Genomic DNA, 24,511 nt, shown 5'->3' on the forward strand with positions numbered 1-24,511 from the left:
CGGCCTTTTTTGCGTCCGCCGCTTGTTTTTCAAGCATCGCAGGCGACCAGACCGGCCGCGGCCGCCGTAGGCAGCCACAGCATGGCATCGGCCAGCACCTCGTCCGCCGCCCTGCCGCTGGACTGCGCCGCCTGCCGCGCGCACTGCGCCAGCGGCGCGCCGCCGGCCAGCGCTTGCAGCCAGTAAAATTGCCAGGGCTGCAACTCTTGCATGACAAGCCGGTAATGCATGCGCGTAATGGCGACAAAGGCGGGACTTGCCTCCGGCTGGGCCGGCACGGCGTCGCCGGGTGCGGCCTGCGCCCGTTGCCAGTAGTCGCACAGGGGGAAGGACAGGGCCAGCAACCGGGTGCACGGCGCCAGGCGCCAGGCAGGTGTATTTCCTAATAGCAAGTCCAATCCGGAAGGCAGCATGGGCGGCGCCAGCTTTTCCAGGCCCGGCGCCCTGCCCGCCTCGCTGCGCGCCCGCTCCAGCTGCGCCAGTTCCACGGGAAAGCGCAAGGCTGCCCCTTGCGCGCCGGCGGCACGCTGGCTGGCGGCGAGAAAATCAGCAAAACCGCCGCCCAGGTCATACAAGGTCGCGGAGGCGGACGGGTGGCGCCAGACATAGGCGCGGGCAAAGAAGGCGAACAGCTCGTCGCCCATGACCTTGCGCAAGACGGGATAGTCGGCTTGCAGACATTCGAGCAGGCGCAGCACATAGCCGTCCGCATGGATGTGCAGCGGCGCCGGCCCGCCCCTGGCCCGTTTCAATACTTGCTCCTGCGTCAAGCCATGGCGCTCGCTGGCCAGCTGGACGCCGCGCGCCGCGCCGCCCGGCGCCGTCATCGCCGTCAGGAACCACGCCTGCAATTGCGCCAGCGGTGCGCGGGCGCCGCCGTCCCGCTCCTCGTCCCCGGACGCGCTATGGCGCATGGGCCGCCTCCAGGTGAAAGCCCAGCGGCGCGGACACGGCGGCGGCAGCCATGGCGGGCGCCGCATCCGCGAATTCCCCCCGTTCGGCCGCGCGCGCCTTGTCGAGCTCGGCCAGCAACTGCGGATACGGGGGAATGCCGGCATCCCATTCCAGCAGGGCCGATACGCCGCCCGTCAGCCGCTGCGCCAGCGCATACAGGCGCCAGACGGCGGCCGGCACGGGTGCGTCGTGGGTGTCGATGAGCACGGCGCCGCAGACGGTAGGGCCGGCCAGGTGGATCTGCACGATGTGCGCGTGCGGCAACTGGCGGATGTAGGCGGCCGCGTCATAGCCGTGGTTATGCGCGCTGACGTGGACATTGTTAACGTCAAGCAAGAGCCCGCAACCCGTATCCTCGGCCAGGCGGCCCAGGAATTCCCATTCCGGCATGCTGGACTGGGCAAATTCCACATAGGTGCTGGGGTTTTCCAGGACCAGTGGACGGCCCAGGAACTCCTGCACCTGCCGCACGCGTCCCGCCACGTGGCGCAGGCTGGCTTCGTCCAGCGGCAGCGGCAGCAAATCGTGGCTGTTGAGCGAGGCGGCGCCCGTCCAGCACAGGTGGTCGGAAATCCACGCGGGCCGGATCTCGCCGGCCAGCTGGCGCAGCTTGCGCAGGTAGCCGAGATTGAGCGGATCGCTGCTGCCGATCGACAGTGAGACGCCATGCATGACGATGGGCACCTGCGCCGCCACCTGCTCGAGCACGTGGCGCGCATAGCCGTGGTTGTCGATGAAGTTCTCGCTGATGATCTCGAACCAGTCCACCTGCGGCCCGTGGCGCAGGATGTGTTCATAATGGGGCGGGCGCAACCCCACGCCCAGGCCCAGGTTCGGCAAGCCCAGGCGTGGCGGCACCCCGTGCGCGGCCCGCATCAGGTCGACGGCGGCAAGGCCAGGCGCAGGTCGGTGGGCGGCGGCGGCGCTCCCACCGGCGTGCCGCGCGCCGCCATCACCTTGCCATAGGCTTCCCAGGCCTTGTCGTAGACATTGTCGCCCAGCGCAAAGCTCATGCTCTGGCCCAGCGGAATGCTGCGGTGGTCGGGCGCGGGACCGAAATCGTACAGGGTCATGGTGGCGGGCTCGGGCGGCTCCTTGCCCGAGGTGTTCGGATACAGTTGCGAGGCCGAAATCGGCACGGCGCAGCCGCCGAATCCCGCGCATTTGTTGTCGCTGGGCGCGCTGTAGACCTTGTCGGGCTGCGGCGGCGGTGGCGGCACATAGCACGGCGTGCCCGGCGACGCGGCCAGCTTGACCGAGTGGCCGCAGGACGAGCCGCCCGTGTCGGCCTGGGCAAAGCCGCAGCCGCCCTGGGCGTGGCAGCCGTTGGAGCCGCGGCAGGTGTGGTAGACGGCCAGCGCGGCGCAGGTGGACGACGCTTCGCCCTCCAGGTGCATGCCCTGGCAGGCGTGGTACAGCACGCTTTTCTCGGCCAGCGGCACGCCCGTCGCCAGGTTCGGCGCCTGGCCCAGCACGGCCCAGCAGATGGCCATGCGGTCGCCCGCGCCCACCATCGACGGATACGGGAAGTCCAGGTCCTGGTTCAGCCAGTACTTGTCCAGCACGGAAGTGATGCCATAGATGGCGCCCGTGGCGACCGTGCTCAGCATCCCCAAAGTGCCGCTGCTATCCTTCAGGCGGTTCAGGGCGCCCGCCACGGCCGCCGGCGCCGGGATATTCCTGGGCGCGGTGGCCGGGTTGTAGCGCTCGTTGGTCAGCATGGCCTCGCTCCAGCGTCCCCCGTCCTGGTGCCAGCCGGCCCAGGTTTTTACCGGCAGCATGGCCTTCACCTGGCCGAAACGCTCGTAGTGGTCGAACGGGGCGCTGTCGTGGCGCGCCTGCGCGTCGCGCGATTCGGCATCCTTGCCATTGTTCGCGTAGGACGGATAATCGCACTTCAGGGCGGCCAGGTCTTCGCGGTAGTCGGGCTGCACGGCCATCAGGCGCTGCGCCGCGTCGCGGCGGTAGCGCTGGATGGCCGTTGCGCTGCCTTCGCCCTGGTCCGTGATGGCCGCCATCATGTCGATGGCCTTGTTGAACGAGCCCGTCTGGCCGCCATCCTGGTCTTGCGGGCCGAAGCAGGTGTCGAACTTGGGAAATTCCGCCCGCGCATGGCCCTGCACCTGGCTGTTGAACATGTCTTGCTGCACCGAACCGTTGACGAACAGCTTTTGCCACAGGGTCTGGCCATCCGCGTATTCGATGCCGATGTAGCGCGCATAGCATTCGTACATGTAGCCGATGGTGCCGAACAGGGGCAGATCATGGACGTGCTTGCCCGGCGTCCAGCCCACGAACGGTACCTCGGGGAAATATTTGGTGTGGTTGTGCTTGTCGAACTCGGCCAGCTGGGCGCGGGCCTGCTCCTCCGGCTGCTCGATGGCGAGGAACAGGTCGCACTGGTTGGCGTTCAGCTCTTCCAGGTTGACGCGCACGTGGCGGTAGCCGGATGTGTCCTGCAAGTCGACGATGTGCGGGATCACCGTGCAGCTCTTGCCATAGCAGGTCCAGCCGTGGTCCTGCGATTGCAGCTCCGAACCCGTGAAACATGGCGCCGTGCCGATGGCCGTGGCCAGGTTGGCCGCCATCTGCAGGTGCAGCATTTCCTGGATGAAGACGCTGAAGATGATATTGAAGGCCTTTTGCTCCGCCAGTTCGGGCCGGGCCGTGGTGCCCATGCCCGGCCACTGGCGGCCTTCGTAATACGTGATGCCTTTCGAGTTGATCTGGTGCGTGCCCTGGATCGAATACATGGTGGCCATGTACAGGGGAATGGTGAACAGTTCGACGCTGACGGCCGCCTGGGCGATGGCGCGCACGGCGGCCTTGTCGGTGTCCAGCATGTCGAGCGGACGCCTGGTGATGGCGGGCTGGGTGCTTCCTAAAACGGGCATTTTCATTCTGTATCTCCACAGGAAGGATGCGTTTCGGATATCGGGCCGCGCCGCGCCATCTGCGTGCGCCGATCACGGCACAGAAATCATACGCCTGAGAAAGATACTTTTGCGGCAAGATTTTTGCGCCGATCCAGACATTGACCTGCGTCAATATCGCCCCCCTTACGCCGTGAAAATAGGCGTTTCAGGCGGTCATTCGATGACAATTGAATAGAATCGGCAAAACGCGCGCGTGTATAAGCGGCGCGCCGGCAAACGCCGGCGCGTGGCTTGCATGGTGATAGTCAGGTGCCGGGCGGCGGCTGGAAGGCGCAAAAGCCGGGCCACTGGTCGCGGCTGTCGCATACTTTCAGGCAGCCTTTGTCATCCTTGAATGTGGCGACCACCTTGATGTGGAAACCATATTTTGGCGTGGTGGCCAGGAAGGCGGACGGGCAGCTTTGCTCGTTGCTGAAACGGAAAGTGATTTCTTCGCGGCGGCCCTTGCGCTCAAAGCCCAGCATGAAGGTTTCATTGCTGTTCCACTGCGCCTTGCCCGGCACGCGGAAGCGGTAGCGCGGGCTGCCCTGCTGCTGGCCGTCGAGTTTCTGGCCGAAGACGCGGCTGCTGGCCGTGGCCGTTTCGACCTTGGCGATCGGATAGGGCACGGCAAACATGTAGGTGCCGGCAAAACCCTGGTCGAAGCCGAGGCCCTTCTGGTAAAACGGCACGACGATATGCGGCGCGCCCGTGTATTCCACGGTATTGCGGGCCGTTACGCGCGACGTCAGCTTGTCATCGGGCGCTTGCCCGAAGACCACGTCCAGTTCCAGCAAGGCTTGTTGCTTGTCAATATCTTGCGCCAGATAATCCTGGGCGAATATTTCCCCGTGCACGCAGCCGGCCAGCGCGGAGGCGGCGAAGCAGCCGGCGATCAGTCCAGGTATGCTCATGGCTGTTCCCCCTCGGGCGGCGCGGAAATGAGGCCCAGCCCCGTCACCTGCAAGCCGTTCTTGCCCTGTTTCCATTGAAATTGCTGGCCGAACCAGGCCAGTTCCAGCTCGCGCTGGATGCGGTTCGAATCCGTGCGGCCCTGGCGCGCCTTGATGGCGGCGCCCGCCTGTTCGGAAGCGGCCTGCGACAAGGGCTTCAGCCACCGTTGATAGGTGTCGGCCGGCAAGGCCAGGACGCCTGCCACACCGTCGTCGCGCGTGGCGACGACGACCTCCACGCTGGTCGCCCTGCGGGCCAGATAGGCGCCGCGCCGGCTGTCGGGCGAGACGGAGACCAGCATGGCGGGCGCGTAATCGCCCGTGACGATGCCCGGCATGTCAAACCACAGCAGTTCGCCCGTGTCCGTATCGAGCGCGCGGCCGTCGCGGGCAAACAGCAGTATTTCGCTGCGGCCCGGCTGCGGCACGCCCCATTCGGGGTCGCGCTCCGTGCGCACCATGTCGTCGCGCCGCAAAGGACTGACGGGGCGCATCAGCGGTTCGCCGTTCTGCACGCCGATCAATATCGTGCCCTGGCCCGTATAGCCCTTGGTAAAGGCCAGCAGCATGGGCTGGCCTTCGCGCCTGGCCTTCAGGGGCCGCACTTCCACCACTTCGCGCGCGCCGCCGGGCCAATAGCCGTGCTTACGGAAAGACAAGTTGACGAGCGGGTCGTGGCGGTCGCGCGTGACGACAAAGTCGCCGTATTGCTGCATCACCGGCACGTATGGCGTTTGCGCCTGCGCGGCGGGCAAGACGGCGGCCAGCAAGCTGGCGGCGGCCGCCAGGCGGCATAAAGGAAGGGACAGCATGGCATCCTGCAAGAGTCGCACGGGGCGAAGGAACAGCATCATAGACGATTCCTCGCCAGCAACACTGTCCGATAGGAAACATCAGTGGCGCTGGATTTCGATCAGCTCGATCTCGAACAGCTTGGGCCACAGTTTCCCCGTGACAAACAAACGCTTGCCGCGCGCATCCCAGGCGATGCCGTTGAGCACGGCGTCGGGATTGGCCGTGCCCCGCTGCTCGGGCGGCAGCAAGCCCGTCAGGTCGATCCAGCCGACGACCTTGCCGCTGGCCGGGTCGATGCGGGCGATCACGTCCGCGCCCCACACATTGGCAAACAATTGCCCGTCGACCATTTCCAGTTCATTCAGGCGTTCGATGGGGCGGCCCTCGGCCTTCACTTCGAAGCGGCGCACCTCGGCCAGGGTTTTCGGATTGAGCACGCGGATGGCGGCCGTGCCGTCGCTCATGTAGACGAAATGACCATCGCTGGCCAGGCCCCAGCCTTCGCCCTGGTAGCTGAATTTGCGTTTCAGCTTGAACGTTTTCTGGTCGAACACATAACCGGTTTGCGAAATCCACGTCAGGCCCAGGATTTCATCGCCCACGTCCGTGATGCCTTCGCCAAACACATTCTTGTCCAGCATGCTTTTCTGCAGCACCTTGCCCGTCGTCAATTCCACCTTGCGCAAGGACGACTGGCCGTTCTGGCCCGTGCTTTCATACAGATGGCCATCCTTGAACAGCAAGCCCTGGGTAAACGCCTGGGGATCGTGCGGATAGGTATTCTTGACGAAATAGCCATACACGGGGATGGCGGCCTGGGCGTAGCCCATTTCGCTCATCAGGCCCACGGTGCATAACAATCCCAGCAGCAGCGAGCCGGCCGTGCGTTTGATTTTGGCTGTAACCTTGGCGTTGATGTTCATCTGGTCGGACGGAAGTTGGCGAGCGCCTATTGTAAACGTGCCGCGTCCGTCATGCGCGCCCTGACGAGCTCCAGCCAGGCGCGGGCGGCAAACGACAGCCGCCCGCCGCGGCGCCAGGCCAGCATCAGATTCCATTCCACGGGCGGGCCGTCCAGGGGAATGACGGCAAACTGCGACGGCTCCAGCGTGTCGCAATACATCTTCGGCAGCAGGCAGATGCCCACGCCCAGCCTGACCAGCGAGGCAATAAAGTCCCACTGGCCGCTGCGGCCCGTGATGCGCGGGGCGAAACCGGCGCGCTGGCAGGCGTCCAGCACGATATCGTTCAGGGCAAACGCGGCGCCATAGAAAATGAAGGGGCTGTCGGCCAGCTCGGCCAGGGCGACGGAAGCACGTCCCTGCCACGGCGAGCCGGGCGCGGCCAGCAGGCACAGCGGCGAGCGCACGAGAGGCAGCGCCTCGAAATCCTGCCAGGTGGCCGCATTGCCCGGATAGTCGAGCATGGTGCCCAGCTCCACCGTGCCCGTGCGCAAGTCGCGCTCGATCGCTTGCGTGCCGCTTTCGTACATTTTCAGCTCGATGCCCGGATAGCGCTGGTGGTACTCGGCCAGCCACGGCGCCAGGGTGGAATGGGTTTGCGGCGACACGCCGACCCGTAATTCTCCCCGTTCCAGATGTTGCAGGTCGCGCAACTCCACCTTCAGTTCCGCGTGCAGGGCCAGCAATGTATGCGCGCGCGACAGCACCACCTTGCCCGCGTCCGTCAGGGTAAAACGCTTGCCGGCGCGGTCCAGCAAGGCCAGGTCCAGCGACTGTTCTAGCTGTTGGACCATCTTGCTCACTGTCGGTTGCGTCACGTGCAGCCTGGCGGCCGCGCGCGTAAAACTGTTCTGTTCCACCACTTCGACGAAGTAGCGCAGGGAGCGGATATCCATGATGCATTCCAATATCGAATGATTTTCATGAGTTTAAGTCATTTTATCTTTTGATGCGGGGTCACTACAATGAAAACTTCCCCCTGCCGTTTGAAAGCCTGCCGTGAAAGCCTTGCACTGTTCCACCGCCGCCCTGCCCGCCATCCCTGTCTGGCGCCAGCCCGCACAGACCGTGTGGCAAGTGGGCGTGCTGATCGCCGCCTGGTGGCTGGCCGATGAGGCCGCCTCCGCCCTGCACCTGCCATTTTCCGGCGGCGTCGTCGGTCTGTTCGTGCTGGTGGCCCTGCTGCTGGCGGGCTGGGTGCGGCCAGCCGCCATCGAACTGGGCGCGAACTGGCTGCTGGCCAACATGCTGCTGTTCTTCATTCCGCTGGTCGTGTCCGTGGTGCAATTTACGCAACTATTGAAGTCGCAAGGTCTGATGCTGTTCGTGAATATCGGCCTGGGCTTTGCCAGCGTGATGCTGGCCACGGCGTTGACGGTGGAATGGGTGTGCCGCTATGAGCGCAAGTTGCGCCTGCAGAAACTGCTGCGCCGGCGCGCCGCGAGGACGGCGGCATGAGTACCCTGCTGTTGTCCCTGCTGTTTTTGCTGCTGACCCTGGTGCTGTTCTACGCCAACCAGGCGCTGCACCGCCGCCATCCGCATTTCCTGCTCACGCCCGCCATCTGCACCTCGGCGATATTGATCGTCATCGTGCAGGCGACGTCGACGCCGTTCGCCACGTATTTCGGCGAAACGCGCTGGCTGCCGTGGCTGCTGGGCCCGGCCACCATCGCGTTTGCGCTGCCCATCTTCCAGGAGCGCAAGCTGATCCGCAAGCACTGGCTGGCTCTGTCGCTGGGCAGCTGCGCCGGCATCGTTGCCTCGGTGGCCGCCACCCTGCTGCTGGACCGGCTGCTGGGCGTGCATGGCGACATGGCGCGCAGCCTGCTGGCCCGCTCCGTGTCGACGCCGTTCGCGCTGGAAGCGTCGCGCCACATGGGCGGCTCGGCCCAGCTGACGGGCATCTTCGTCGTGATGACGGGCTTGTTCGGCTTGATGCTGGGCAAACCGCTCTTGAAACTGCTGCCCTTGCGCATGCGCATCGCCCGTGGCGCCCCGTATGGCGCGGCCGCGCACGGTTTTGGATTATCCGTGGCGCGCCGGGTGGGCACGGAAGAAGGCGCCGTGGCCAGCCTGACGATGATTTTCTCGGGCGTCGTGACCGTATTGCTGGCGCCGTTGCTGGGCAGATTGTTGGGCTAACGGTCCACGGGGAAGGCGTTTATCGGGGATAATACGTCTTTCCCCATTCCAAGCAGCCGCGCCACGATGAAATACCCTGCAGTGCTTCCCTTCAGCGACATCCTGCCGCGCCTGAATGAATTTGATGCCATCATCGACGTGCGCAGCCCGTCCGAGTTCGCGGAAGACCACTTGCCGGGCGCCATCAACCTGCCCGTGCTGGACGACGAGCAGCGCGTGCGCGTCGGTACCCTATATAAACAGACCAGCGCCTTCGAAGCGAAGAAGCTGGGCGCGGCGCTGATCGCCAGGAACATCGCGCAACATATCGAAGACGGTTTCCTCGGCCACCCGCAGCACTGGAAACCCCTCGTGTACTGCTGGCGCGGCGGCAACCGCAGCGGCGCCATGGCGCATATCCTCGCGCGCATCGGCTGGCCCGTCACGCAGCTCGAAGGCGGCTACAAGGATTACCGGCGCCACGTGAATGCCGAGCTGGCCACCCTGCCCGAACGCTTCGACTTCATCAACGTGCTGTGCGGCCCCACGGGCAGCGGCAAGAGCCGTTTGCTGCAAGTGCTGGACAGGCAAGGCGCGCAAGTGATCGACCTGGAAGACCTGGCGGCGCACCGAGGCTCCGTGCTGGGCGGCTTGCCCGAGGCGGACCAGCCGGCGCAAAAAGCGTTTGAAAGCGCGCTGTGGCAGCAACTGCGCCATTTCGACCCGCAACTCCCCGTCTTCATCGAATCGGAAAGCAAGAAAGTGGGCCGTTTGCGCGTGCCCGATGCGCTGATGGACAAGATGCGCGCGGCCGCCTGCACGGACGTGCGGCTGGCCACGGAGCAGCGCGTGCAATTGCTGATGCAGGACTACGAGCATTTCGTCGGCGACCCGGCGCGCCTGAACGTGCAGCTGGCCCTGTTGACGCAGCTGCATGGCAAGGAGAAAATTGCCCACTGGCAGCAGCTGGCCACTTCCGGCCGCATGGCCGAGCTCGTGGAAGAGTTGCTGGTGCAGCATTACGACCCCGTCTACCGGCAATCGATCGCCCGCAACTTCAGCCGCTACGCCCAGGCGACGCCGCTGGTCTTGCCCGACATTTCAGAACATGCCTTTGAGCAAGCCGCGCGCGCATTATGTGCTATCGTCGGCGAACCCCGTGCCGCCAGCGCCGCGTAAGCGCCGGCGCAGCTTTTGATGACCTTTTTAGCAGGATGACGACCATGTCCGATAGCGCAGCAACACCCGATACCCCCATCCGATTGACCGAATTTGCCCATGGCGGCGGCTGCGGCTGCAAAATCGCGCCGGGCGTGCTGGCCGACATTTTAAAGGGCAGCGGCGGCTTTCCCTTGCCGAAGGAATTACTGGTTGGCATAGAAACCTCGGATGACGCGGCCGTCTACCAGCTCAACGACGAGCAGGCGCTGATCGCCACGACGGATTTCTTCATGCCCATCGTCGACGATCCGTTCGACTTCGGCCGCATCGCCGCCACCAACGCCATTTCCGACGTGTACGCCATGGGCGGCACGCCCATCATGGCGCTGGCCCTGGTCGGCATGCCGATCAACAAGCTGCCCGTGGAAACCATCGGCCTCATCTTGAAAGGCGGCGAAACCATCTGCGCCCAGGCCGGCATCCCCATCGCGGGCGGCCACACCATCGATTCCGTCGAACCGATCTATGGCCTGGTCGTGCTGGGCCTGGTCCACCCGTCGCAGGTGAAGCGCAACGCGGGCGCGCGCGCCGGCGACAAGCTGGTATTGGGCAAACCGATCGGCGTGGGCATCTTGTCGGCCGCGCTGAAAAAGAACGCGCTGGACGCGGATGGCTACGCTTCTTTAATCGACAACACCACCAAATTGAATACCCCGGGCAAGAAACTGGCCCTGTTGGACGGCGTGCATGCGCTGACGGATGTGACGGGCTTCGGCTTGCTGGGCCACACCCTGGAACTGGCGCGCGGCGCCAAGTTGCAGGCGCGCATCGCCATGGACGACGTGCCGCTGCTGCCGCAAGTGCAGCAACTGGCGCAAAACGGCAACATCACGGGCGCCTCGAACCGCAACTGGCAGGGATATGGCGCGCAAGTGGCGCTGGACGACAGCCTGAGCGCCATCGACAAGGCGATTTTGACGGACCCGCAAACGGCCGGCCCCCTGCTGGTGGCTTGCGCGCCGGAAGCCGTCGAGCAAGTACTGGCGATTTTCCGCGCCGAAGGCTTTGGCGACGCCGTCGTCATCGGCGAGATGCAGGAAGGCAGTACCGGGGTTTCCGTAATCTAATGAATATTTTTTGCAAAGGCAGTCCCATGACCACATTCTCCAACTCATTTTCCAAGTTCCCCGCCATCCTGGCCACCGTCGCCGCCACCCTGGCCATCCACAGCGGCCTGGCGCAAGCGCAGCAAGTGCTGCGCGTCTCCGCCATCCCCGACGAAGCGCCGACGGAATTGCAGCGCAAGTTCAAGCCGCTGGGCAGCTACCTGGAGAAAAAACTGGGCATGAAGGTGGAATTTACGCCCGTCACCGATTACGCGGCGTCCGTCGAAGGCTTGATCAATAACAAGCTGGACATGGTCTGGTTCGGCGGTTTTACCTTCGTGCAAGCGAACGTGCGCAGCGGCGGCAAGATCGTGCCGCTGGTGCAGCGCGAGGAAGACACGAAGTTCCGCTCGGTGTTTGTGACCACCAGCAAGGACATCAATCAATTGTCCGACCTGAAGGGCAAGAATTTCACGTTCGGCTCGGAATCGTCGACCTCGGGTCACTTGATGCCACGCTACTACTTGCTGGCCGCCAAGATCAACCCGGACACGGACATGAAGCGCATCGCGTTTTCCGGCGCGCATGACGCCACCGTGGCGGCTGTGGCCGGCGGCAAAGTCGATGCTGGCACCTTGAACATTTCCGTATGGGAAAAACTGGTCGAAGCGAAAAAGGTCGATCCAAGCAAGGTGCGCGTGTTCTACACGACGCCAGGCTACTACGATTACAACTGGAGCGTGCGCGCCGACATGAACCCCGTCGTGCGCAAGAAGCTGACGGACGCCTTCCTGGCGCTGGACCCATCAACGGCCGAAGGCAAGGAAATCCTCGAACTGCAGCGCGCCACCAAGTTCATCCCGACCAAGGCCGAGAACTACAAGGATATCGAAGCGGCTGCGCGCGATGCGAAGTTGTTGAAGTAACTGCTGAAACTTGCCGGATGGCGTCCTGCGGACGCATCCGGCACACTCCCCCACACCGAAATCTCGCATGACATTCCAACTTCACAAGGTCAGCGTCCACCACGCGGGCGCCGCCGGCAATGCGCTGGCCCTGCGCGACCTGGACCTGGACGTGGCCCAGGGTGAGCAGATCGCCCTGATCGGCCCGTCCGGCGCCGGCAAGACCAGCCTGCTGCACACCTTGGCGTGCGCGCTGCGTCCCGAATCCGGCACCTTGGACATCCTGGGTATTTCTCCCTGGCAAATCGGCAGCGCCGAGCGCCACGCCTTGCGCGCGCGCCTGTTCCTGGCGCCGCAAACGCCACCCTTGCCGTCGCGCCAGCGCGTCGTCAACGCCGTGCTGGCGGGCCGCTTGCCCCAATGGAGCTTGTGGACGGCCATCCGTTCGCTGCTGGCGCCCGTCGACCCGCGCGCCGCGTGGGAAGCTTTAGGTAAATTCAACCTGCAGGATAAATTGTATGCGCGCGTCGACCGCCTGTCCGGCGGCGAACGCCAGCGCTGCGGCATGGCCCGCGCGCTCGTGTCGGATGCGCAAGTGTTCCTCGTCGACGAACCGCTGTCCGCGCTCGACCCTACGCTCGCCTTGCAGACGATCCACGTGCTGCAAGCGGAAGCGACGGCGCGCAACGCCACCCTGATCTGCAGCCTGCACCAGGTGGAAATCGCCCGCGCCTGCTTTACGCGCATCGTCGCCTTGCGCGACGGCAAGATCGTCTTCGACTTGCCCGGCGCCCAGGTCAGCGACGCCATGATCGCCGAGCTGTACCGCAACAAGGCGGATACGGCGCCGCAGTTCGAGGCCGTGGAAACGCAGCTGGACGCCGCGAGGCCCCTTTGCTGACGAGCACCGCCATGCCGCGCGACCCCGCCTGGCGCGGCCGCCTGACCGGCGCCGCCATCGTGCTGCTCGTGCTGTGGCCGATGCTGGTGCAGGCGGAATTCAAGCCGTGGATTTTATGGGATGCGCAAAGCTTGGCGGCCACCTGGCAATTCCTTGCCAGCTTCGTGCCGCCCGCCCATTCGCTGGAATTCCTGCAACTGGTGGCCATTTCCAGCTGGGAAACCATCGCCATGGCCACGGCCGGCATGGCGCTGGCCATGCTGGGCGCCATCCCCCTGACCTTGCTGGTGACGGAACGATTGTCGATTTCGCGCCTCGGCTCCGGCCGGGTAGCGCCCCTGGCCGCCGCCCTGCGCCACGCGGTCCGCGCCTTGCTGGTGCTGCTGCGCAGCGTGCCGGAACTCGTGTGGGCCTTGTTATTGGTGCGTATCGTGGGACTGGGGCCGACGGCGGGCGTGATCGCCATCGCCCTCACCTATTGCGGCATGCTGGGCAAGGTGTACGCGGAAATCCTCGAATCGTCGGATGCGTCCGCCTGCAACGCGCTATTGCACAACGGCAGCGGCCGCCTGAAAGCCTTGCTGTACGGCGCCCTGCCCGAATCGGCCGCCGAACTGGTGTCGTACACGATTTACCGCTGGGAATGCGCGATCCGCGGCTCCGTCGTCATGGGCTTTGTCGGCGCGGGCGGCCTGGGCCAGCGCATGGATGAATCGATGAAGATGATGGCGGGCAGCGAACTGGCCACCATGCTGATGGTCTTCGTGCTGCTGGTGGCAGGCGCCGACGCCGTGTCCGCCATGCTGCGCCGGAGGCTGGCATGAAGAACGACACGTCCATGCTGCCTGTTTCCGAGCCTGTCCGTTGGTCCACCTGGGCCTTGCTGGCCGGTTTGTTACTGCTGGTCATCGCCAGCTTCGCCACCCTGCCCCTGAAATGGGGCGAGTTCTTCAGCGCGGACGCCGTGCGCACGAGTGCCGACTTCCTGCACGGCTTCGCCCCGCCCGAGCTGGCCAGCCCCTTCCTGATGAAAGTCGGCGTGGCCACGTTCGAAACCCTGGCCATGTCGGCCATCGGCACGGTCATCGCGGCCGTGCTGGGCGCGCTGCTGGCCCTGCCCGCCAGCGGGCGTTTTGGCACCGTGGCGCGCAACGCGACGCGCGGCGTGTTGAATGTGCTGCGCTCGATCCCGGAACTGGTCTGGGCGTCGATCTTGCTGATCGCCGCCGGCCTGGGCCCGTTCGCGGGCACCCTGGCGCTGGCCCTGCACACGGTGGGCGTGCTGGGCCGCTTGTTTGCCGACGCCTTCGAGAATTGCCCGCCCTTGCCGGCGGTGACCTTGCGCATCAACGGCGCGCGCCCCGCCGTGGCCTTCCTGTACGCGACCTTGCCGCAATGCAGCCCGCAAATGATGTCCTACACCCTGTACCGCTGGGAAAACAATATCCGCGCCGCCGCCATCCTCGGCGTCGTCGGTGCGGGCGGCCTGGGGCAGATGCTGAAATACCATCTATCGCTGTTCCAGATGCAGAACGCCGCCACCGTCATCGTCGCCATGCTGCTGATGGTGGCCGCCGTCGATGGCCTCAGCTACCTGCTGCGCCGCGCCATGACCCGTTAATTTTCACTTTTCGCAAGGATCGCCCATGTCAGGCTGGTGGACCATTATCTCGACAGAAACGCCGGAACAGCTGGCCGACATGACGAAAATCAACAAGGATGCATTTCTCGCCACCTGGGAAGCGGGCCTGTTCGGCGCCGACTGGATCGCGCAGCTGTGCACACAAGGCAAGGCGACCCAGCTGTCGTCGAACGGCTTTCCCAACCGTTACACGGCTTCGGCGGACGTCATCGCGCCCCTGCTGCAGGCGGGCATTGCCGAGGCGCAGGATGGGGAATTTCCGCAAGATACGCTGACGGGCTGGCCCGGCAGCATTACCGTGCATCCGGAGCGCATCGCCGCCTGCCAAGTCGGGCAATTGCTGACGATCGAAGTGTGGGACCAGTCATGACACAAGCCTTGATCATTCGCAAGGAAACCGCGGCCGACATTACAGCCATCGACCAACTCACGCGCGAGGCGTTCCTGCACGCCGAACACACGGACCATACGGAACAGTTCATCGTCAAGGCCTTGCGCGACGCGGGCGCCCTGAGCGTGTCGCTGGTGGCCGAACTGGAAGGCGCCATCATCGGCCACGTGGCCGCCTCCCCCGTCAGTATCAGCGATGGCACGCCGCGCTGGTATGGGCTGGGTCCCGTTTCCGTTGCCCCTGGCCATCAGCAACAGGGCGTGGGCAGCCAGCTCATCAGGCAATTGCTGAACGACTTGCACCAATTGGGCGCGGCTGGCTGCGTGGTGCTGGGCGATCCACGGTATTACGGGCGTTTCGGCTTCCGCGCGGACGCTGCCTTGACCCTGCCGGGCGTGCCGGCGGAGTATTTCCAGACACTGCATCTGGCGGGGTCCTTACCAACAGGCAACGTGACCTACCACCGCGCGTTTGAGGCCAACAGCTAGGCAAAGTCTTACGCGCATACAACACTGCAGCATGCACGGGCACCAGCAAGGCATTGATGCTGTTAATATTGCCAAATACTTAAATGACTGGCGCCATCCATGGATGCGCGCCACGCCATTCAAGCATGACGGACGTCTTTCCCGCCTATGCGGGCCACCCTTGCATGGAATTGCCGGCACCATGAAAAAATTGTTTTTTGGTATTACCACCGCCTGCTGCGCGCTGCTCACCAACGCCAGCGCCGCGCCTGTCGAAGACTTTATCGGCACCTGGAAACTGGAACGCACCACCGTCCCGAACTATGTCGTCATCAAGCAGGAAGGCGAGCGGCTCGTGGCGCTGCGCTATGCGCGCAATGTCCTCACCAACAAGATCGTCGAACGGCGCTTTCCCGCCAGCTATGCGGACGGCGACATCACCATCGCTGCGGGCGAGACAGTCATCGAAGCGCGCAGCGTGAACGACGTGGCGACCGTCACGATGCTGGCGGAAGCGTACAGAAAGATTTCCTCGTCCACGGACGCGCCCACCAGTTAAGGAATGTCGCAGACTTGAATCACATCCTCATCCGCCCCACCGGCGCCGCCGACTGGCCGGCGCTGAAATCCACGCGCCTGGCCGCCCTGCTCGACGCCCCCACGGCCTTTGGCGCCAGCCACGCCAGCGCGGCCGCTTTTTCGGACGCCGACTGGCAGCAGCGCGCCGTCAGCACGCCGCAGCGCACGTTTTTCCTCGCCTTTGACGCAGAACAACCCATCGGCCTGGCCGCGCAAGTGGTGGCCGGCAATGGCGAATGCCACCTGATCGCCATGTGGGTGGCGCAGCCATACCGGGGCCAGGCCGTGGCACAAGAGCTGGTCGAGGCCGTGAAACGATGCGCCGTCGGCAATGGCCACACGCGGCTGGTACTCGGCGTCGCACCGGAAAATGCGCGCGCGGCCGCGTTTTACCAGAAACAGGGCTTTGTCTTTTTACCGGAATGGGAAGCGCTGGAAAGCCATCCCCATATCCGCGTGCAGAAAATGGAATGGCTGGCGGTGGCATGAGTTCGATCACTGCGCGTAGCGGCCATTCTTGCGTCCCTCCGAGGATGAGTCGTGCTTGACTGGATTTTTGACGCCATCGTCTGGATCGTTCGTCTGCTGATCTATAACCTGTTAGGAACGGTCATTGAAAAGCTGTTCTATTGGCCGGGCTGGGCAATACTACGGCTACTCACGCTGGGCCGCTACCCGCCGGCGAGAGCGTTGCCGCATAATCGCTTTGCCGTCGCCCTGTTTGCTGCGGTAGTCATCGCTTCCGGCCTGTTGATGGCATTGACGTAATACAGTGTTTTAGCGAGTAGATCATTCATGGCAGATACGCGCATCGACGCGGCATCGGCACAACGTTGCTTTCTTTCCCCAATGCCGCTAAAAAAACAGCTGATTCAAGCATTCCATTGCTCCAGATTGACACTCTGTCCTAAAAATCCCCATTCATCGCCATTCTTTTCTACACTCATGTTTCCTTGAATGGGCAGGAAAAACAGACTGCTCTGACTTGATAAACAATGACGTGAGAGGCAAATGAACAGGATGAATATGCGTGCAATCGCCGGACTTCTGCTGTGTGCATGCGGCTCCGCCGTCCACGCCCAGGCTGATGTAGAACAAGCCGTGGCGACGGCCGTGGAACAGGTCGTGGAACAAACTGAACCCGCTGCGGCGGAGTCCGTCAATGTCAAAGGCATCCGGGATCCGGATTGGAAACCCTACAGTGCCATGCTCAAGGGGGTGAAACGCTTCGAGGAAAAACACGGTCTGGCGCCTGGCGCTGAATTGCGCTTCATCCTGGAGCCGCGCCGTGCCGATGTCGACATGCATGCCATCGCGCTGCGGCTGGAAAGCGACGAGGCGGGTATGGCCATACCGCTGGGTGAGCGCAATATCTTCAGCTTGCCTGTGGAACAGGGTCCGCTGTATGAGAAGGCCGAGCTGACCGTCAACCGCAAGGCGGGGTCGGTCAGGTGGATACCCTACGTCAGGAGCGCGGCCACCAGCGACACGCTGCGCCGCCTGGGCGACCTGCGGCTGGCGTGCGAAGTGCATTGGGCTATCGACAAGGAAACCTTGCCGTTTGCGATGCGTACCACGATGAGCGCATTGGGCGGGCCCTGCAATTTCGTGTCGCAAAAGGGAACCTACAGCTTTTCCGAGCCGCGGCGCATTACGGCTGCGACGATCAGTTTTAATGGCAAGAGCGCACCCGTACCCTTCAGCGGAACGTCGTTCACGCCGCCGCTGCGGGAACAGGACTGGGGCGACGACAGCGTGCTCGCACTGACGTTCGCCGACGACTAGCTGGCGCGGCGCCCTATTTCACTCGCTGCTTTTCCAATTTGCGCGCCAGCGTGCGCCGGTGCATGCCCAGGCGACGTGCCGTTTCCGAGATATTGAAATCCGTCTCGGCCAGCATTTCGTGGATGCGTTCCCATTCCAGGGTCTTGATGTTGGTGGCGCGGTTCGTCAGTTCGATGTCGGCGTTGCCGGCCACGTGGCCGAAGGCTGCTTCGATGTCGTCCGTGTTCGACGGTTTCGCCAGGTACTGGCAGGCGCCCAGCTTGATGGCTTCGACGGCCGTGCCGATGCTGGCGTAACCCGTCAGCACGACGATCAGCATCTCCGGGTCGTGCTGGTGCAGCATCTGCACGCAAGCCAGGCCGGAGGTATTGCCATTGAGTTTTAAATCGACGACGGCGTAGTCGGGGCAATGCTGCTCGAGCAAGGCGCTCGCCTCGTCGAAATTGGTGGCCAGGATGACCTGGTAGCCGCGCCGTTCGAACGAGCGGCCCAGGGTGCGGGCAAACGCGGCGTCGTCTTCCACGATCAGTAACAGACGGTCATCCTGCATGGTGGTCGCTTTCTCTTTCCAGTTTGATGGCCGCCAGCGGCAAGGCCAGGTGCACCACCGCCCCGCCCTGCACCCTGTTGCGCGCCGTCACCGTACCGCCCAAGGTACGCGCAACATTCACCACCAGGAACAGGCCGAGGCCGCCGCCGGGTTTGCCCTTGCTGCTTTGATACGGTTTGCCCAGGTGCGTCAGCATCGACGGCTCGAAGCCGGGGCCCGCATCGGTGATGACCAGATGCAAGGCATCCGCTTCGCGCGTCGCTTCGAAGCGCAGCCAGTCGGGCGACGCTTCCAGTGCATTGTCGAGCACATTGCAGATGGTTTGTTTCAGGGTCGAATCGAAGACGACGGGTACGTCGTGCTCGATGCGGTTATCGTACTCGAAATCCTGGATCGGGCGGCTCGTGCGCCACTCGTCGACCAGGTCGTTGAGGAAGGTGTTGATCGTCGTTTTCACGGACGATTCGCCGCGCGCCTCGCCCGCAGACAGCAAGATGCCGCTGACGATGCTCTTGCAGCGCTGCAATTGCGCCTGCATTTCCGTGATTTCTTCCAGCAATTCGCTGTTCTTGCTCAGTTCCGGCATGCGGCGCCAGTCGCCGAGGATCACGGACAGGGTCGCCAGCGGCGTGCCCAGCTCGTGCGCGGCGCCCGAAGCCAGCAAGCCCATGCGGATGATGTGCTCTTCTTCCGCCGCGCGCTGGCGCAAATCCGCCACCTTGGCGTCGCCGGCGCGCTGGTTGCGGTTGATGCGCGTAATAAACACCACCAGCAAGGCGGCGTTCAAGATGAAACAGATCAGCAAGCCTTGCACGTACAGGCTGGAAAAGCCCCGCTCGGGGTCGATCGGCAGGATCAAGGGGCCGGGCAGCAAGGCCAGGCCCGCCAGGCACAGGCTGGTGATGGCCACCATGATCCAGGTCGACCACACTTCCAGCAGGACGGCGCTGAGGATGACTTGCAACAAGTACAGGAAGGCAAACGGGTTGCTGATGCCGCCGCTCAGGTAAAGCTGGGCCGTCAGTACGGTGACGTCGACCAGCAGAGCGAGGAACAGGGCCGTGTTGGACACGGGCTGGCGCTCGTGCCAGCGCAGCAGGCTGGCTAAATTAAAAGCGATGAGGCAGGACAGCACTTCGAGCATGTAGGGCACGGGCAAGGCGATGCCCAGTCCCACGCCCACGCCGAAGATCGTGCTGATCTGGCCGATCACGGCCAGCCAGCGCAACTGGATCAGCAGCTTCATGTTCTGGTGGCCGGCCGGATGTTCCATCTCGGCCGCCACCGCACCGCGTTCTAGCACCTCGCGGTTGGGCAGGATCTCAATCCTGCCCGGCATGGTCGCTTTCTTGCGATAGATCAAGGTGCTGTTGGGACAAGCTGGCCTTGCGCGCGCGGCGACGTTTGTCTTCGCGCACGATCCACCAGCTGATACCGGCTACCATCAAGGCCAGGGTGAACCACGTCAAGGCGTACACGAGGTGGCTGTTGTGGAAGGAAATCACGGTCAGTCCGCCGACGGGGGCGTCCGCAGCCGTTTCCGACTTTGCCTTCGCATCAACGAAGTATGGCGCCACGTTGGTCAGCATGTGCGAGGCGCCGATGGCGGCCACGTCGCGCGAATACCAGTGCTGCGTGGCAGGACTATTTTCGCGCAGGAAACCGCCGCCCGTCTCGCTGACGCGCAGCAAACCGTCCACGTGGACGATGCCGGCCGGCGTGCTGGCGGCGATGCCTTCGCGTTTCGGCACGAAGCCGCGGTTGATCAGCACGGTGCTGCCATCGGCCAGGCGCAGGGGCGTCACCAGCCAGTAACCGCTGCCCAGTGCCGTCGTTGCTTGCACCAGGGTATTGAAAATGGGGAGATATGTACCGGAGAGTCGCACATGGCGGTATTCATCCGTTTGCTGCGTGACACTGGCCCAGGCTGCGGGTCCAGGTGCGTCCGTTGCGGGCGCATGTACGCGTTGTTCGACGCGCTCGATCAGGTCAAGCTTCCAGAACAGGCGCTTGACTTGCCAGGTGCCCAGGGCACAGAAACCGGCAAACAAGATCCCCGCCAGCAAGGCCAGTGCAATTTTTGAATAATGCACAGCCATGCCGCGTGGGCCTGGCGCGGCATCTTGCGATGCGGCGCCAGGGGCGCGCCCGGTGTTGCTTGGGCGCGTATTACTCATCATGGAGCCGTTTTCGTATGCATGTACTCAGGCATCAGATCCGGCATCATGTTGTGGTTCATGTGGTACATGACCCACAGGGAACCGGCCATGGCAATACCCACGATCATGATCGTGAAGATCAGCGCCATCATGTTCCAGCCGCCTTCGGACTTGGTGTTCATGTGCAGGAAGTACACCATGTGTACCACCACTTGAACGGCCGCGAACGCCAGCAGGACCAGGCCCATGGTGCCCGAGTTGGTGATGGCTTTCGTCATCACCAGCCAGAACGGAATGGCCGTCAGGATCACCGACAGGATGAAGCCGATGGTATAGCTTTTCAGGCTGCCATGATCGTGATCGTCATGGTGGTGGCTATCGCCGTGTGTGTGGTGGTCGCTCATGGCAGCACTCCCATCAGGTAGACAAAGGTGAAGACGCCGATCCAGATGACGTCCAGGAAATGCCAGAACAGCGACAGGCACATCATGCGACGGCCGTTTTCCGGGGTCAGACCATGCTTGTTCAACTGGAACATCAAGGTCACGAGCCAGATCACGCCGAACGTCACGTGCAAGCCGTGGGTACCGACCAGGGCGAAGAACGACGACAGGAACGCGCTGCGCTGCGGACCGGCGCCTTCGTGGATCAGATGAATGAATTCATACATTTCCAGCGACAGGAAGGCCAGGCCGAACAGGCCCGTGATGCCCAGCCAGACCAGGGTGCTGCGCAATTGCTTGCGCTGCATGGTCAGCATGGCGAAGCCGTAGGTGATCGACGACAACAGCAGCATGGCCGTGTTGACGGCCACCAGCGGCAGGTCGAACAGCGCGGCGCCCGTCGGGCCGTCCGCGTAGCTGCGGCCGACCACGGCGTACGTGGCGAACAGACAGGCGAAGATCAGGCAATCGCTCATCAGGTAGAGCCAGAAACCCAGCAAGCTGCCGTTTTCCGGGTGGTGCTCGCGCACAAAGTAGCTGCGCGTGCTTGGTGCGGCGCCAGCGGCGCCGGTGTTATGGGCGATGGTATCAGACATGGCTGCTCAGCAATTTAGTATAAGCGTCTTCGGTACGGACCACTTCTTCCGCAGGAATGTAGTAATCGCGCTTGTAGTTAAAGGTATGGACGATGATGGTGACCATCATGATCACGAAGCCAATGCTGGCGACGAGCCACATTTGCCAGATCAGGCCAAAACCGACCAGTGCGGACAGTGCGGCGATCACGAAACCAGCCCAGGTGTTCTTCGGCATGTGGATCTTCGTGAAACCGGACGTCGGACGCTGGTAACCGTGTTTCTTCATGTCGGTCCATGCATCGAGTTCGTGCACTTGCGGCGTGAAGGCGAAATTATAGTCTGGCGGTGGCGACGACGTCGACCATTCCAGCGTACGGCCGCCCCATGGGTCGCCGGTCACGTCGCGCAGGGCGTGACGGTTGCGGTAGCTGACGAAGAACTGGATCAGCATGGACGCGATGCCCAGTGCGATCGAGACGGCGCCAAACCAGGCGATGATGGTCCAGATTTGCAGCGATGGATCTTCAAAGTGATTGACACGACGGGTCACGCCCATCAGGCCCAGCACGTACAGCGGCATGAAGGCCAGGTAGAAGCCGACGAACCAGAACCAGAACGAGCACTTGCCCCAGAACGCGTCGAGCTTGTAACCGAAGGCTTTCGGGTACCAGTAGTTAATCGCCGCGAAGACACCGAAGACCACGCCGCCGATAATCACGTTATGGAAGTGGGCGATCAGGAACAGGCTGTTGTGCAGCACGAAGTCCGCTGGTGGTACGGCCAGCAATACGCCGGTCATGCCGCCGATGGTGAAGGTGACCATGAAGCCGATCGTCCACAGCATAGGCAGTTCGAAGCGGATACGGCCGCGGTACATGGTAAACAGCCAGTTGAAGATCTTCGCGCCCGTCGGGATCGAAATGATCATCGTCGTGATGCCGAAGAAGGAGTTGACGCTGGCGCCCGAACCCATGGTGAAGAAGTGATGCAGCCATACCAGGTACGACAGGATCATGATGACGCAGGTGGCGTACACCATCGAAGCGTAGCCGAACAGGCGCTTGCTGCTGAAGGTGGCAACGACTTCCGAGAACACGCCGAACAGCGGCAGGATCAGGATGTAGACCTCTGGGTGACCCCAGATCCAGATCAGGTTGACGTACATCATGGCGTTGCCGCCCAGTTCCGTCGTGAAGAAGTTAAAGCCTGCAACACGGTCCAGCGACAGCATGGCCAGCACGGCCGTCAGCACCGGGAAGGCGGCGACGATCAGGATGTTGGTGCACAGTGCGGTCCAGGTGAAGACCGGCATTTTCATCCAGGTCATGCCTGGCGCGCGCATCTTGACGATGGTGGCGATCAGGTTGACACCGGACAATAGCGTCCCGACCCCGGCAATCTGCAAGGACCATATGTAATAGTCTACCCCCACGTCCGGACTGCCGACGATGCCCGACAGCGGTGGATACGCCAGCCAGCCCGTGCGGGCGAATTCGCCGACGAACAGCGAAGCCATGACCAGGGCGGCGCCCATGGTGGTCATCCAGAAGCTGAAGTTGTTAAGGAAAGGGAAAGCCACGTCGCGCGCGCCGATTTGCAGCGGCACCACGTAGTTCATCAGACCCGTCACGAAAGGCATCGCGACGAAGAAGATCATGATCACGCCGTGGGCGGTGAAGATCTGGTCGTAGTGATGCGGTGGCAGGAAGCCGGCATTGTCGCCAAAGGCGATTGCCTGCTGGGTGCGCATCATGAGCGCGTCGGCAAAGCCGCGCAGCAGCATGACCAGGCCCAGGATCATGTACATGATACCGATTTTTTTATGGTCGATACTGGTAATCCAGTCGCGCCACAGGGTACCCCAGACGCGGAAATACGTCAGTGCCGCAACGAGTGCGATACCGCCCAGGGCGACCATTGCAAAGGTCGCCAGCAGGATAGGTTCGTGAAATGGAATTGCATCCCAAGTCAGACGGCCGAATATAAGCTTCGTCAGATCAATATGGTCTAGCATTGTTACTCTCAGAGAAAAAAGGGAGGCGCCAGGCAAGCGGCGCCAGTATCTGCAGCGCAATGCGCTGCGGGATTCATGCAGTCGTTACTTGGCTTGAACGCCCTTTTCAACTACTGCATCGCTAGCGACTACTGCCGTTACGGCCGCTACCGGGCTATTTGCCATCGTCAATTTGTATGGCTCGACCGGCGTCACGCACAGAGCGTCGGAAACGATGGTGCGGTTCAGAATTGCCTTGTACAGATCGCTAGGTACGGCGCTGTAGCGGCGGACCGGGTCGCGTTCGCTAGGCTGGGCCAGCGACAGGTAGTCGTCGCGGTTCAGCGCGCCGCCACCGGCACGTGCCGATTCCACCCATTTGTCGAAGTCCGCATCATTCACGCCGTGGAACTTGAAGCGCATGCCCGAGAAACCGGCACCGCTGTAGTTGGCGGAAAAGCCCTTGTAGACGCCAGGCTTGTTGATGACGGCATTCAGCTGCGTTTCCATGCCAGGCATGGCGTAGATCTGACCTGCCAGTGCGGGGATGAAGAACGAGTTCATGACGGACGACGCGGTGATCTTGAAGCGGATCGGACGATCGACTGGCGCGTACAGTTCATTCACGGAAGCGATGCCTTGTTCCGGGTAGATGAACAGCCATTTCCAGTCCAGCGCCACGACTTCGACGATCATCGGCTTGTGGCTGGCAGGAATCGGACGGTTGGCGTCGATACGGCTCAGCGGACGATAAGGATCGAGGGTGTGGGTGCTGATCCAGGTCAGCAGGCCCAGCACGATGATGATCAGCAGGGGCGCGCCCCAGATGATCAGCTCGAGGCGAGTCGAGTGGTCCCAGTCCGGCTCGTATTTGGCCGCGGTGTTGTTTTTTCTATAGCGCCATGCGAAAAGCAGGGTCAGGGCGATTACCGGAACGATAATCAACAGCATCAGCAATGTCGAGATGACAATCAGATTGCCTTGCTGAACTGCGATGTCTCCGGACGGATTCAGTACCACCGTATTGCAACCAGCCAACAATGCGAGAGGTAAAAGAAGCAGTCCGCGACGAACTTTTAATGAAAACATACAGGAAAGTCCAGTACAGGGGATGAAGATATGGTACTGTATTCTCACTGGAGCGCGTTG

Annotated in this window: 28 protein-coding genes; 14 read left to right on the top strand and 14 right to left on the bottom strand. The window is 63.0% G+C overall.

The window, feature by feature from the left end; all coding sequences use genetic code 11:
• Positions 1-29: 29 nt before the first annotated feature.
• From O0881_RS02590 to O0881_RS02620, 7 genes are all read right to left on the bottom strand, one after another.
• Positions 30-914 carry a DNA-binding domain-containing protein gene (locus O0881_RS02590; protein ID WP_289909995.1) on the bottom strand — a complete coding sequence of 295 codons (885 nt, stop codon included), beginning with the start codon at positions 912-914 and terminating at the stop codon, positions 30-32.
• Entirely contained in the window at positions 904-1,830 is a 927-nt protein-coding gene (locus O0881_RS02595; protein ID WP_289909996.1) for a DUF692 domain-containing protein, read from the bottom strand. The genes O0881_RS02590 and O0881_RS02595 overlap by 11 nt, the downstream gene beginning before the upstream one ends.
• Entirely contained in the window at positions 1,830-3,854 is a 2,025-nt protein-coding gene (locus O0881_RS02600) for a ferritin-like domain-containing protein (RefSeq protein ID WP_289909998.1), read from the bottom strand. The genes O0881_RS02595 and O0881_RS02600 overlap by 1 nt, the downstream gene beginning before the upstream one ends.
• Positions 3,855-4,135: 281 nt before the next feature.
• Positions 4,136-4,783, bottom strand: a complete 648-nt coding sequence (locus tag O0881_RS02605) for a hypothetical protein (RefSeq protein WP_099667940.1) — start codon at positions 4,781-4,783, stop codon at positions 4,136-4,138.
• Entirely contained in the window at positions 4,780-5,676 is an 897-nt protein-coding gene (locus tag O0881_RS02610) for a hypothetical protein (RefSeq protein WP_289910002.1), read from the bottom strand. Before O0881_RS02610 ends, O0881_RS02605 begins: the two co-directional genes overlap by 4 nt.
• 39 nt (positions 5,677-5,715) lie before the next feature.
• Positions 5,716-6,540, bottom strand: a complete 825-nt coding sequence (locus tag O0881_RS02615; RefSeq protein ID WP_289910004.1) for a glutaminyl-peptide cyclotransferase — start codon at positions 6,538-6,540, stop codon at positions 5,716-5,718.
• 26 nt (positions 6,541-6,566) lie between these two features.
• Positions 6,567-7,475, bottom strand: a complete 909-nt coding sequence (locus O0881_RS02620) for a LysR family transcriptional regulator (RefSeq protein ID WP_289910006.1) — start codon at positions 7,473-7,475, stop codon at positions 6,567-6,569.
• A gap of 103 nt (positions 7,476-7,578) precedes the next feature.
• On the opposite strand from O0881_RS02620, the gene O0881_RS02625 reads away from it, so the two are divergent.
• The 14 genes from O0881_RS02625 to O0881_RS02690 all read left to right on the top strand — a co-directional run bounded on the left by O0881_RS02625 (position 7,579) and on the right by O0881_RS02690 (position 17,639).
• On the top strand, positions 7,579-8,037 hold the full coding sequence (locus O0881_RS02625; protein WP_289910007.1) for a CidA/LrgA family protein: 459 nt from the start codon (positions 7,579-7,581) through the stop codon (positions 8,035-8,037).
• Positions 8,034-8,723 carry an LrgB family protein gene (locus tag O0881_RS02630; RefSeq protein WP_289910008.1) on the top strand — a complete coding sequence of 230 codons (690 nt, stop codon included), beginning with the start codon at positions 8,034-8,036 and terminating at the stop codon, positions 8,721-8,723. The genes O0881_RS02625 and O0881_RS02630 overlap by 4 nt, the downstream gene beginning before the upstream one ends.
• Positions 8,724-8,789: 66 nt before the next feature.
• On the top strand, positions 8,790-9,881 hold the full coding sequence (mnmH, locus tag O0881_RS02635; protein ID WP_289910011.1) for a tRNA 2-selenouridine(34) synthase MnmH: 1,092 nt from the start codon (positions 8,790-8,792) through the stop codon (positions 9,879-9,881).
• 44 nt (positions 9,882-9,925) lie between these two features.
• The gene (gene selD, locus O0881_RS02640; RefSeq protein WP_289910012.1) at positions 9,926-10,990 is read left to right on the top strand and encodes a selenide, water dikinase SelD; all 1,065 of its coding nucleotides are present in this window, start codon (positions 9,926-9,928) and stop codon (positions 10,988-10,990) included.
• Positions 10,991-11,016: 26 nt separating this feature from the next.
• Positions 11,017-11,895, top strand: a complete 879-nt coding sequence (locus O0881_RS02645) for a putative selenate ABC transporter substrate-binding protein (protein ID WP_180278788.1) — start codon at positions 11,017-11,019, stop codon at positions 11,893-11,895.
• Between the two features lie 67 nt (positions 11,896-11,962).
• On the top strand, positions 11,963-12,775 hold the full coding sequence (locus O0881_RS02650) for an ATP-binding cassette domain-containing protein (protein WP_289910013.1): 813 nt from the start codon (positions 11,963-11,965) through the stop codon (positions 12,773-12,775).
• 11 nt (positions 12,776-12,786) lie between these two features.
• On the top strand, positions 12,787-13,599 hold the full coding sequence (locus tag O0881_RS02655) for an ABC transporter permease (RefSeq protein WP_251349215.1): 813 nt from the start codon (positions 12,787-12,789) through the stop codon (positions 13,597-13,599).
• The gene (phnE, locus tag O0881_RS02660) at positions 13,596-14,396 is read left to right on the top strand and encodes a phosphonate ABC transporter, permease protein PhnE (protein WP_289910014.1); all 801 of its coding nucleotides are present in this window, start codon (positions 13,596-13,598) and stop codon (positions 14,394-14,396) included. Before O0881_RS02655 ends, phnE begins: the two co-directional genes overlap by 4 nt.
• A 25-nt stretch (positions 14,397-14,421) precedes the next feature.
• Positions 14,422-14,787, top strand: coding sequence for a hypothetical protein (locus tag O0881_RS02665; protein WP_289910015.1), 366 nt, complete (start codon positions 14,422-14,424; stop codon positions 14,785-14,787).
• Positions 14,784-15,296 carry an N-acetyltransferase gene (locus O0881_RS02670; protein ID WP_289910016.1) on the top strand — a complete coding sequence of 171 codons (513 nt, stop codon included), beginning with the start codon at positions 14,784-14,786 and terminating at the stop codon, positions 15,294-15,296. The genes O0881_RS02665 and O0881_RS02670 overlap by 4 nt, the downstream gene beginning before the upstream one ends.
• 181 nt (positions 15,297-15,477) lie before the next feature.
• Positions 15,478-15,834, top strand: coding sequence for a hypothetical protein (locus tag O0881_RS02675; protein WP_289910017.1), 357 nt, complete (start codon positions 15,478-15,480; stop codon positions 15,832-15,834).
• Between the two features lie 14 nt (positions 15,835-15,848).
• Complete coding sequence (locus O0881_RS02680; protein WP_289904925.1) at positions 15,849-16,343, top strand: GNAT family N-acetyltransferase; 495 nt, start codon at positions 15,849-15,851, stop codon at positions 16,341-16,343.
• 51 nt (positions 16,344-16,394) lie between these two features.
• Positions 16,395-16,622, top strand: a complete 228-nt coding sequence (locus O0881_RS02685) for a hypothetical protein (RefSeq protein ID WP_289910019.1) — start codon at positions 16,395-16,397, stop codon at positions 16,620-16,622.
• Positions 16,623-16,880: 258 nt separating this feature from the next.
• Entirely contained in the window at positions 16,881-17,639 is a 759-nt protein-coding gene (locus tag O0881_RS02690) for a hypothetical protein (protein WP_289910020.1), read from the top strand.
• Positions 17,640-17,652: 13 nt separating this feature from the next.
• Here O0881_RS02690 and O0881_RS02695 read toward each other — a convergent pair whose 3' ends face one another.
• The 7 genes from O0881_RS02695 to cyoA all read right to left on the bottom strand — a co-directional run bounded on the left by O0881_RS02695 (position 17,653) and on the right by cyoA (position 24,451).
• Entirely contained in the window at positions 17,653-18,189 is a 537-nt protein-coding gene (locus O0881_RS02695; protein WP_034788474.1) for a response regulator transcription factor, read from the bottom strand.
• Positions 18,179-19,528, bottom strand: coding sequence for an ATP-binding protein (locus O0881_RS02700; protein WP_099667925.1), 1,350 nt, complete (start codon positions 19,526-19,528; stop codon positions 18,179-18,181). The genes O0881_RS02695 and O0881_RS02700 overlap by 11 nt, the downstream gene beginning before the upstream one ends.
• Entirely contained in the window at positions 19,512-20,288 is a 777-nt protein-coding gene (locus O0881_RS02705) for an SURF1 family protein (protein ID WP_289910021.1), read from the bottom strand. The genes O0881_RS02700 and O0881_RS02705 overlap by 17 nt, the downstream gene beginning before the upstream one ends.
• Positions 20,289-20,365: 77 nt before the next feature.
• Entirely contained in the window at positions 20,366-20,752 is a 387-nt protein-coding gene (cyoD, locus tag O0881_RS02710; RefSeq protein ID WP_099667923.1) for a cytochrome o ubiquinol oxidase subunit IV, read from the bottom strand.
• Complete coding sequence (gene cyoC, locus O0881_RS02715) at positions 20,749-21,387, bottom strand: cytochrome o ubiquinol oxidase subunit III (RefSeq protein WP_086144570.1); 639 nt, start codon at positions 21,385-21,387, stop codon at positions 20,749-20,751. Before cyoC ends, cyoD begins: the two co-directional genes overlap by 4 nt.
• Positions 21,380-23,383, bottom strand: coding sequence for a cytochrome o ubiquinol oxidase subunit I (gene cyoB, locus O0881_RS02720; RefSeq protein ID WP_251348655.1), 2,004 nt, complete (start codon positions 23,381-23,383; stop codon positions 21,380-21,382). The genes cyoC and cyoB overlap by 8 nt, the downstream gene beginning before the upstream one ends.
• A gap of 84 nt (positions 23,384-23,467) precedes the next feature.
• On the bottom strand, positions 23,468-24,451 hold the full coding sequence (cyoA, locus tag O0881_RS02725; protein ID WP_251348654.1) for a ubiquinol oxidase subunit II: 984 nt from the start codon (positions 24,449-24,451) through the stop codon (positions 23,468-23,470).
• Positions 24,452-24,511 lie beyond the last annotated feature (60 nt).

It is taken from the genome of Janthinobacterium sp. SUN100 (assembly GCF_030397705.1).
Taxonomy (GTDB): Bacteria; Pseudomonadota; Gammaproteobacteria; order Burkholderiales; family Burkholderiaceae_D; genus Janthinobacterium; species Janthinobacterium kumbetense.

Excerpts from the sequence above, each read along its gene's own strand:
- O0881_RS02590 (WP_289909995.1), bottom strand. The coding sequence starts at position 914 with ATGCGCCATAGCGCGTCCGGGGACGAGGAGCGGGACGGCGGCGCCCGC.
- O0881_RS02595 (WP_289909996.1), bottom strand. The coding sequence starts at position 1,830 with ATGCGGGCCGCGCACGGGGTGCCGCCACGCCTGGGCTTGCCGAACCTG.
- O0881_RS02600 (WP_289909998.1), bottom strand. The coding sequence starts at position 3,854 with ATGAAAATGCCCGTTTTAGGAAGCACCCAGCCCGCCATCACCAGGCGT.
- O0881_RS02605 (WP_099667940.1), bottom strand. The coding sequence starts at position 4,783 with ATGAGCATACCTGGACTGATCGCCGGCTGCTTCGCCGCCTCCGCGCTG.
- O0881_RS02610 (WP_289910002.1), bottom strand. The coding sequence starts at position 5,676 with ATGATGCTGTTCCTTCGCCCCGTGCGACTCTTGCAGGATGCCATGCTG.
- O0881_RS02615 (WP_289910004.1), bottom strand. The coding sequence starts at position 6,540 with ATGAACATCAACGCCAAGGTTACAGCCAAAATCAAACGCACGGCCGGC.
- O0881_RS02620 (WP_289910006.1), bottom strand. The coding sequence starts at position 7,475 with ATGGATATCCGCTCCCTGCGCTACTTCGTCGAAGTGGTGGAACAGAAC.
- O0881_RS02630 (WP_289910008.1), top strand. The coding sequence starts at position 8,034 with ATGAGTACCCTGCTGTTGTCCCTGCTGTTTTTGCTGCTGACCCTGGTG.
- mnmH (WP_289910011.1), top strand. The coding sequence starts at position 8,790 with ATGAAATACCCTGCAGTGCTTCCCTTCAGCGACATCCTGCCGCGCCTG.
- selD (WP_289910012.1), top strand. The coding sequence starts at position 9,926 with ATGTCCGATAGCGCAGCAACACCCGATACCCCCATCCGATTGACCGAA.
- O0881_RS02645 (WP_180278788.1), top strand. The coding sequence starts at position 11,017 with ATGACCACATTCTCCAACTCATTTTCCAAGTTCCCCGCCATCCTGGCC.
- O0881_RS02650 (WP_289910013.1), top strand. The coding sequence starts at position 11,963 with ATGACATTCCAACTTCACAAGGTCAGCGTCCACCACGCGGGCGCCGCC.
- O0881_RS02655 (WP_251349215.1), top strand. The coding sequence starts at position 12,787 with ATGCCGCGCGACCCCGCCTGGCGCGGCCGCCTGACCGGCGCCGCCATC.
- phnE (WP_289910014.1), top strand. The coding sequence starts at position 13,596 with ATGAAGAACGACACGTCCATGCTGCCTGTTTCCGAGCCTGTCCGTTGG.
- O0881_RS02665 (WP_289910015.1), top strand. The coding sequence starts at position 14,422 with ATGTCAGGCTGGTGGACCATTATCTCGACAGAAACGCCGGAACAGCTG.
- O0881_RS02670 (WP_289910016.1), top strand. The coding sequence starts at position 14,784 with ATGACACAAGCCTTGATCATTCGCAAGGAAACCGCGGCCGACATTACA.
- O0881_RS02675 (WP_289910017.1), top strand. The coding sequence starts at position 15,478 with ATGAAAAAATTGTTTTTTGGTATTACCACCGCCTGCTGCGCGCTGCTC.
- O0881_RS02690 (WP_289910020.1), top strand. The coding sequence starts at position 16,881 with ATGCGTGCAATCGCCGGACTTCTGCTGTGTGCATGCGGCTCCGCCGTC.
- O0881_RS02695 (WP_034788474.1), bottom strand. The coding sequence starts at position 18,189 with ATGCAGGATGACCGTCTGTTACTGATCGTGGAAGACGACGCCGCGTTT.
- O0881_RS02700 (WP_099667925.1), bottom strand. The coding sequence starts at position 19,528 with ATGCCGGGCAGGATTGAGATCCTGCCCAACCGCGAGGTGCTAGAACGC.
- O0881_RS02705 (WP_289910021.1), bottom strand. The coding sequence starts at position 20,288 with ATGGCTGTGCATTATTCAAAAATTGCACTGGCCTTGCTGGCGGGGATC.
- cyoD (WP_099667923.1), bottom strand. The coding sequence starts at position 20,752 with ATGAGCGACCACCACACACACGGCGATAGCCACCACCATGACGATCAC.
- cyoC (WP_086144570.1), bottom strand. The coding sequence starts at position 21,387 with ATGTCTGATACCATCGCCCATAACACCGGCGCCGCTGGCGCCGCACCA.
- cyoB (WP_251348655.1), bottom strand. The coding sequence starts at position 23,383 with ATGCTAGACCATATTGATCTGACGAAGCTTATATTCGGCCGTCTGACT.
- cyoA (WP_251348654.1), bottom strand. The coding sequence starts at position 24,451 with ATGTTTTCATTAAAAGTTCGTCGCGGACTGCTTCTTTTACCTCTCGCA.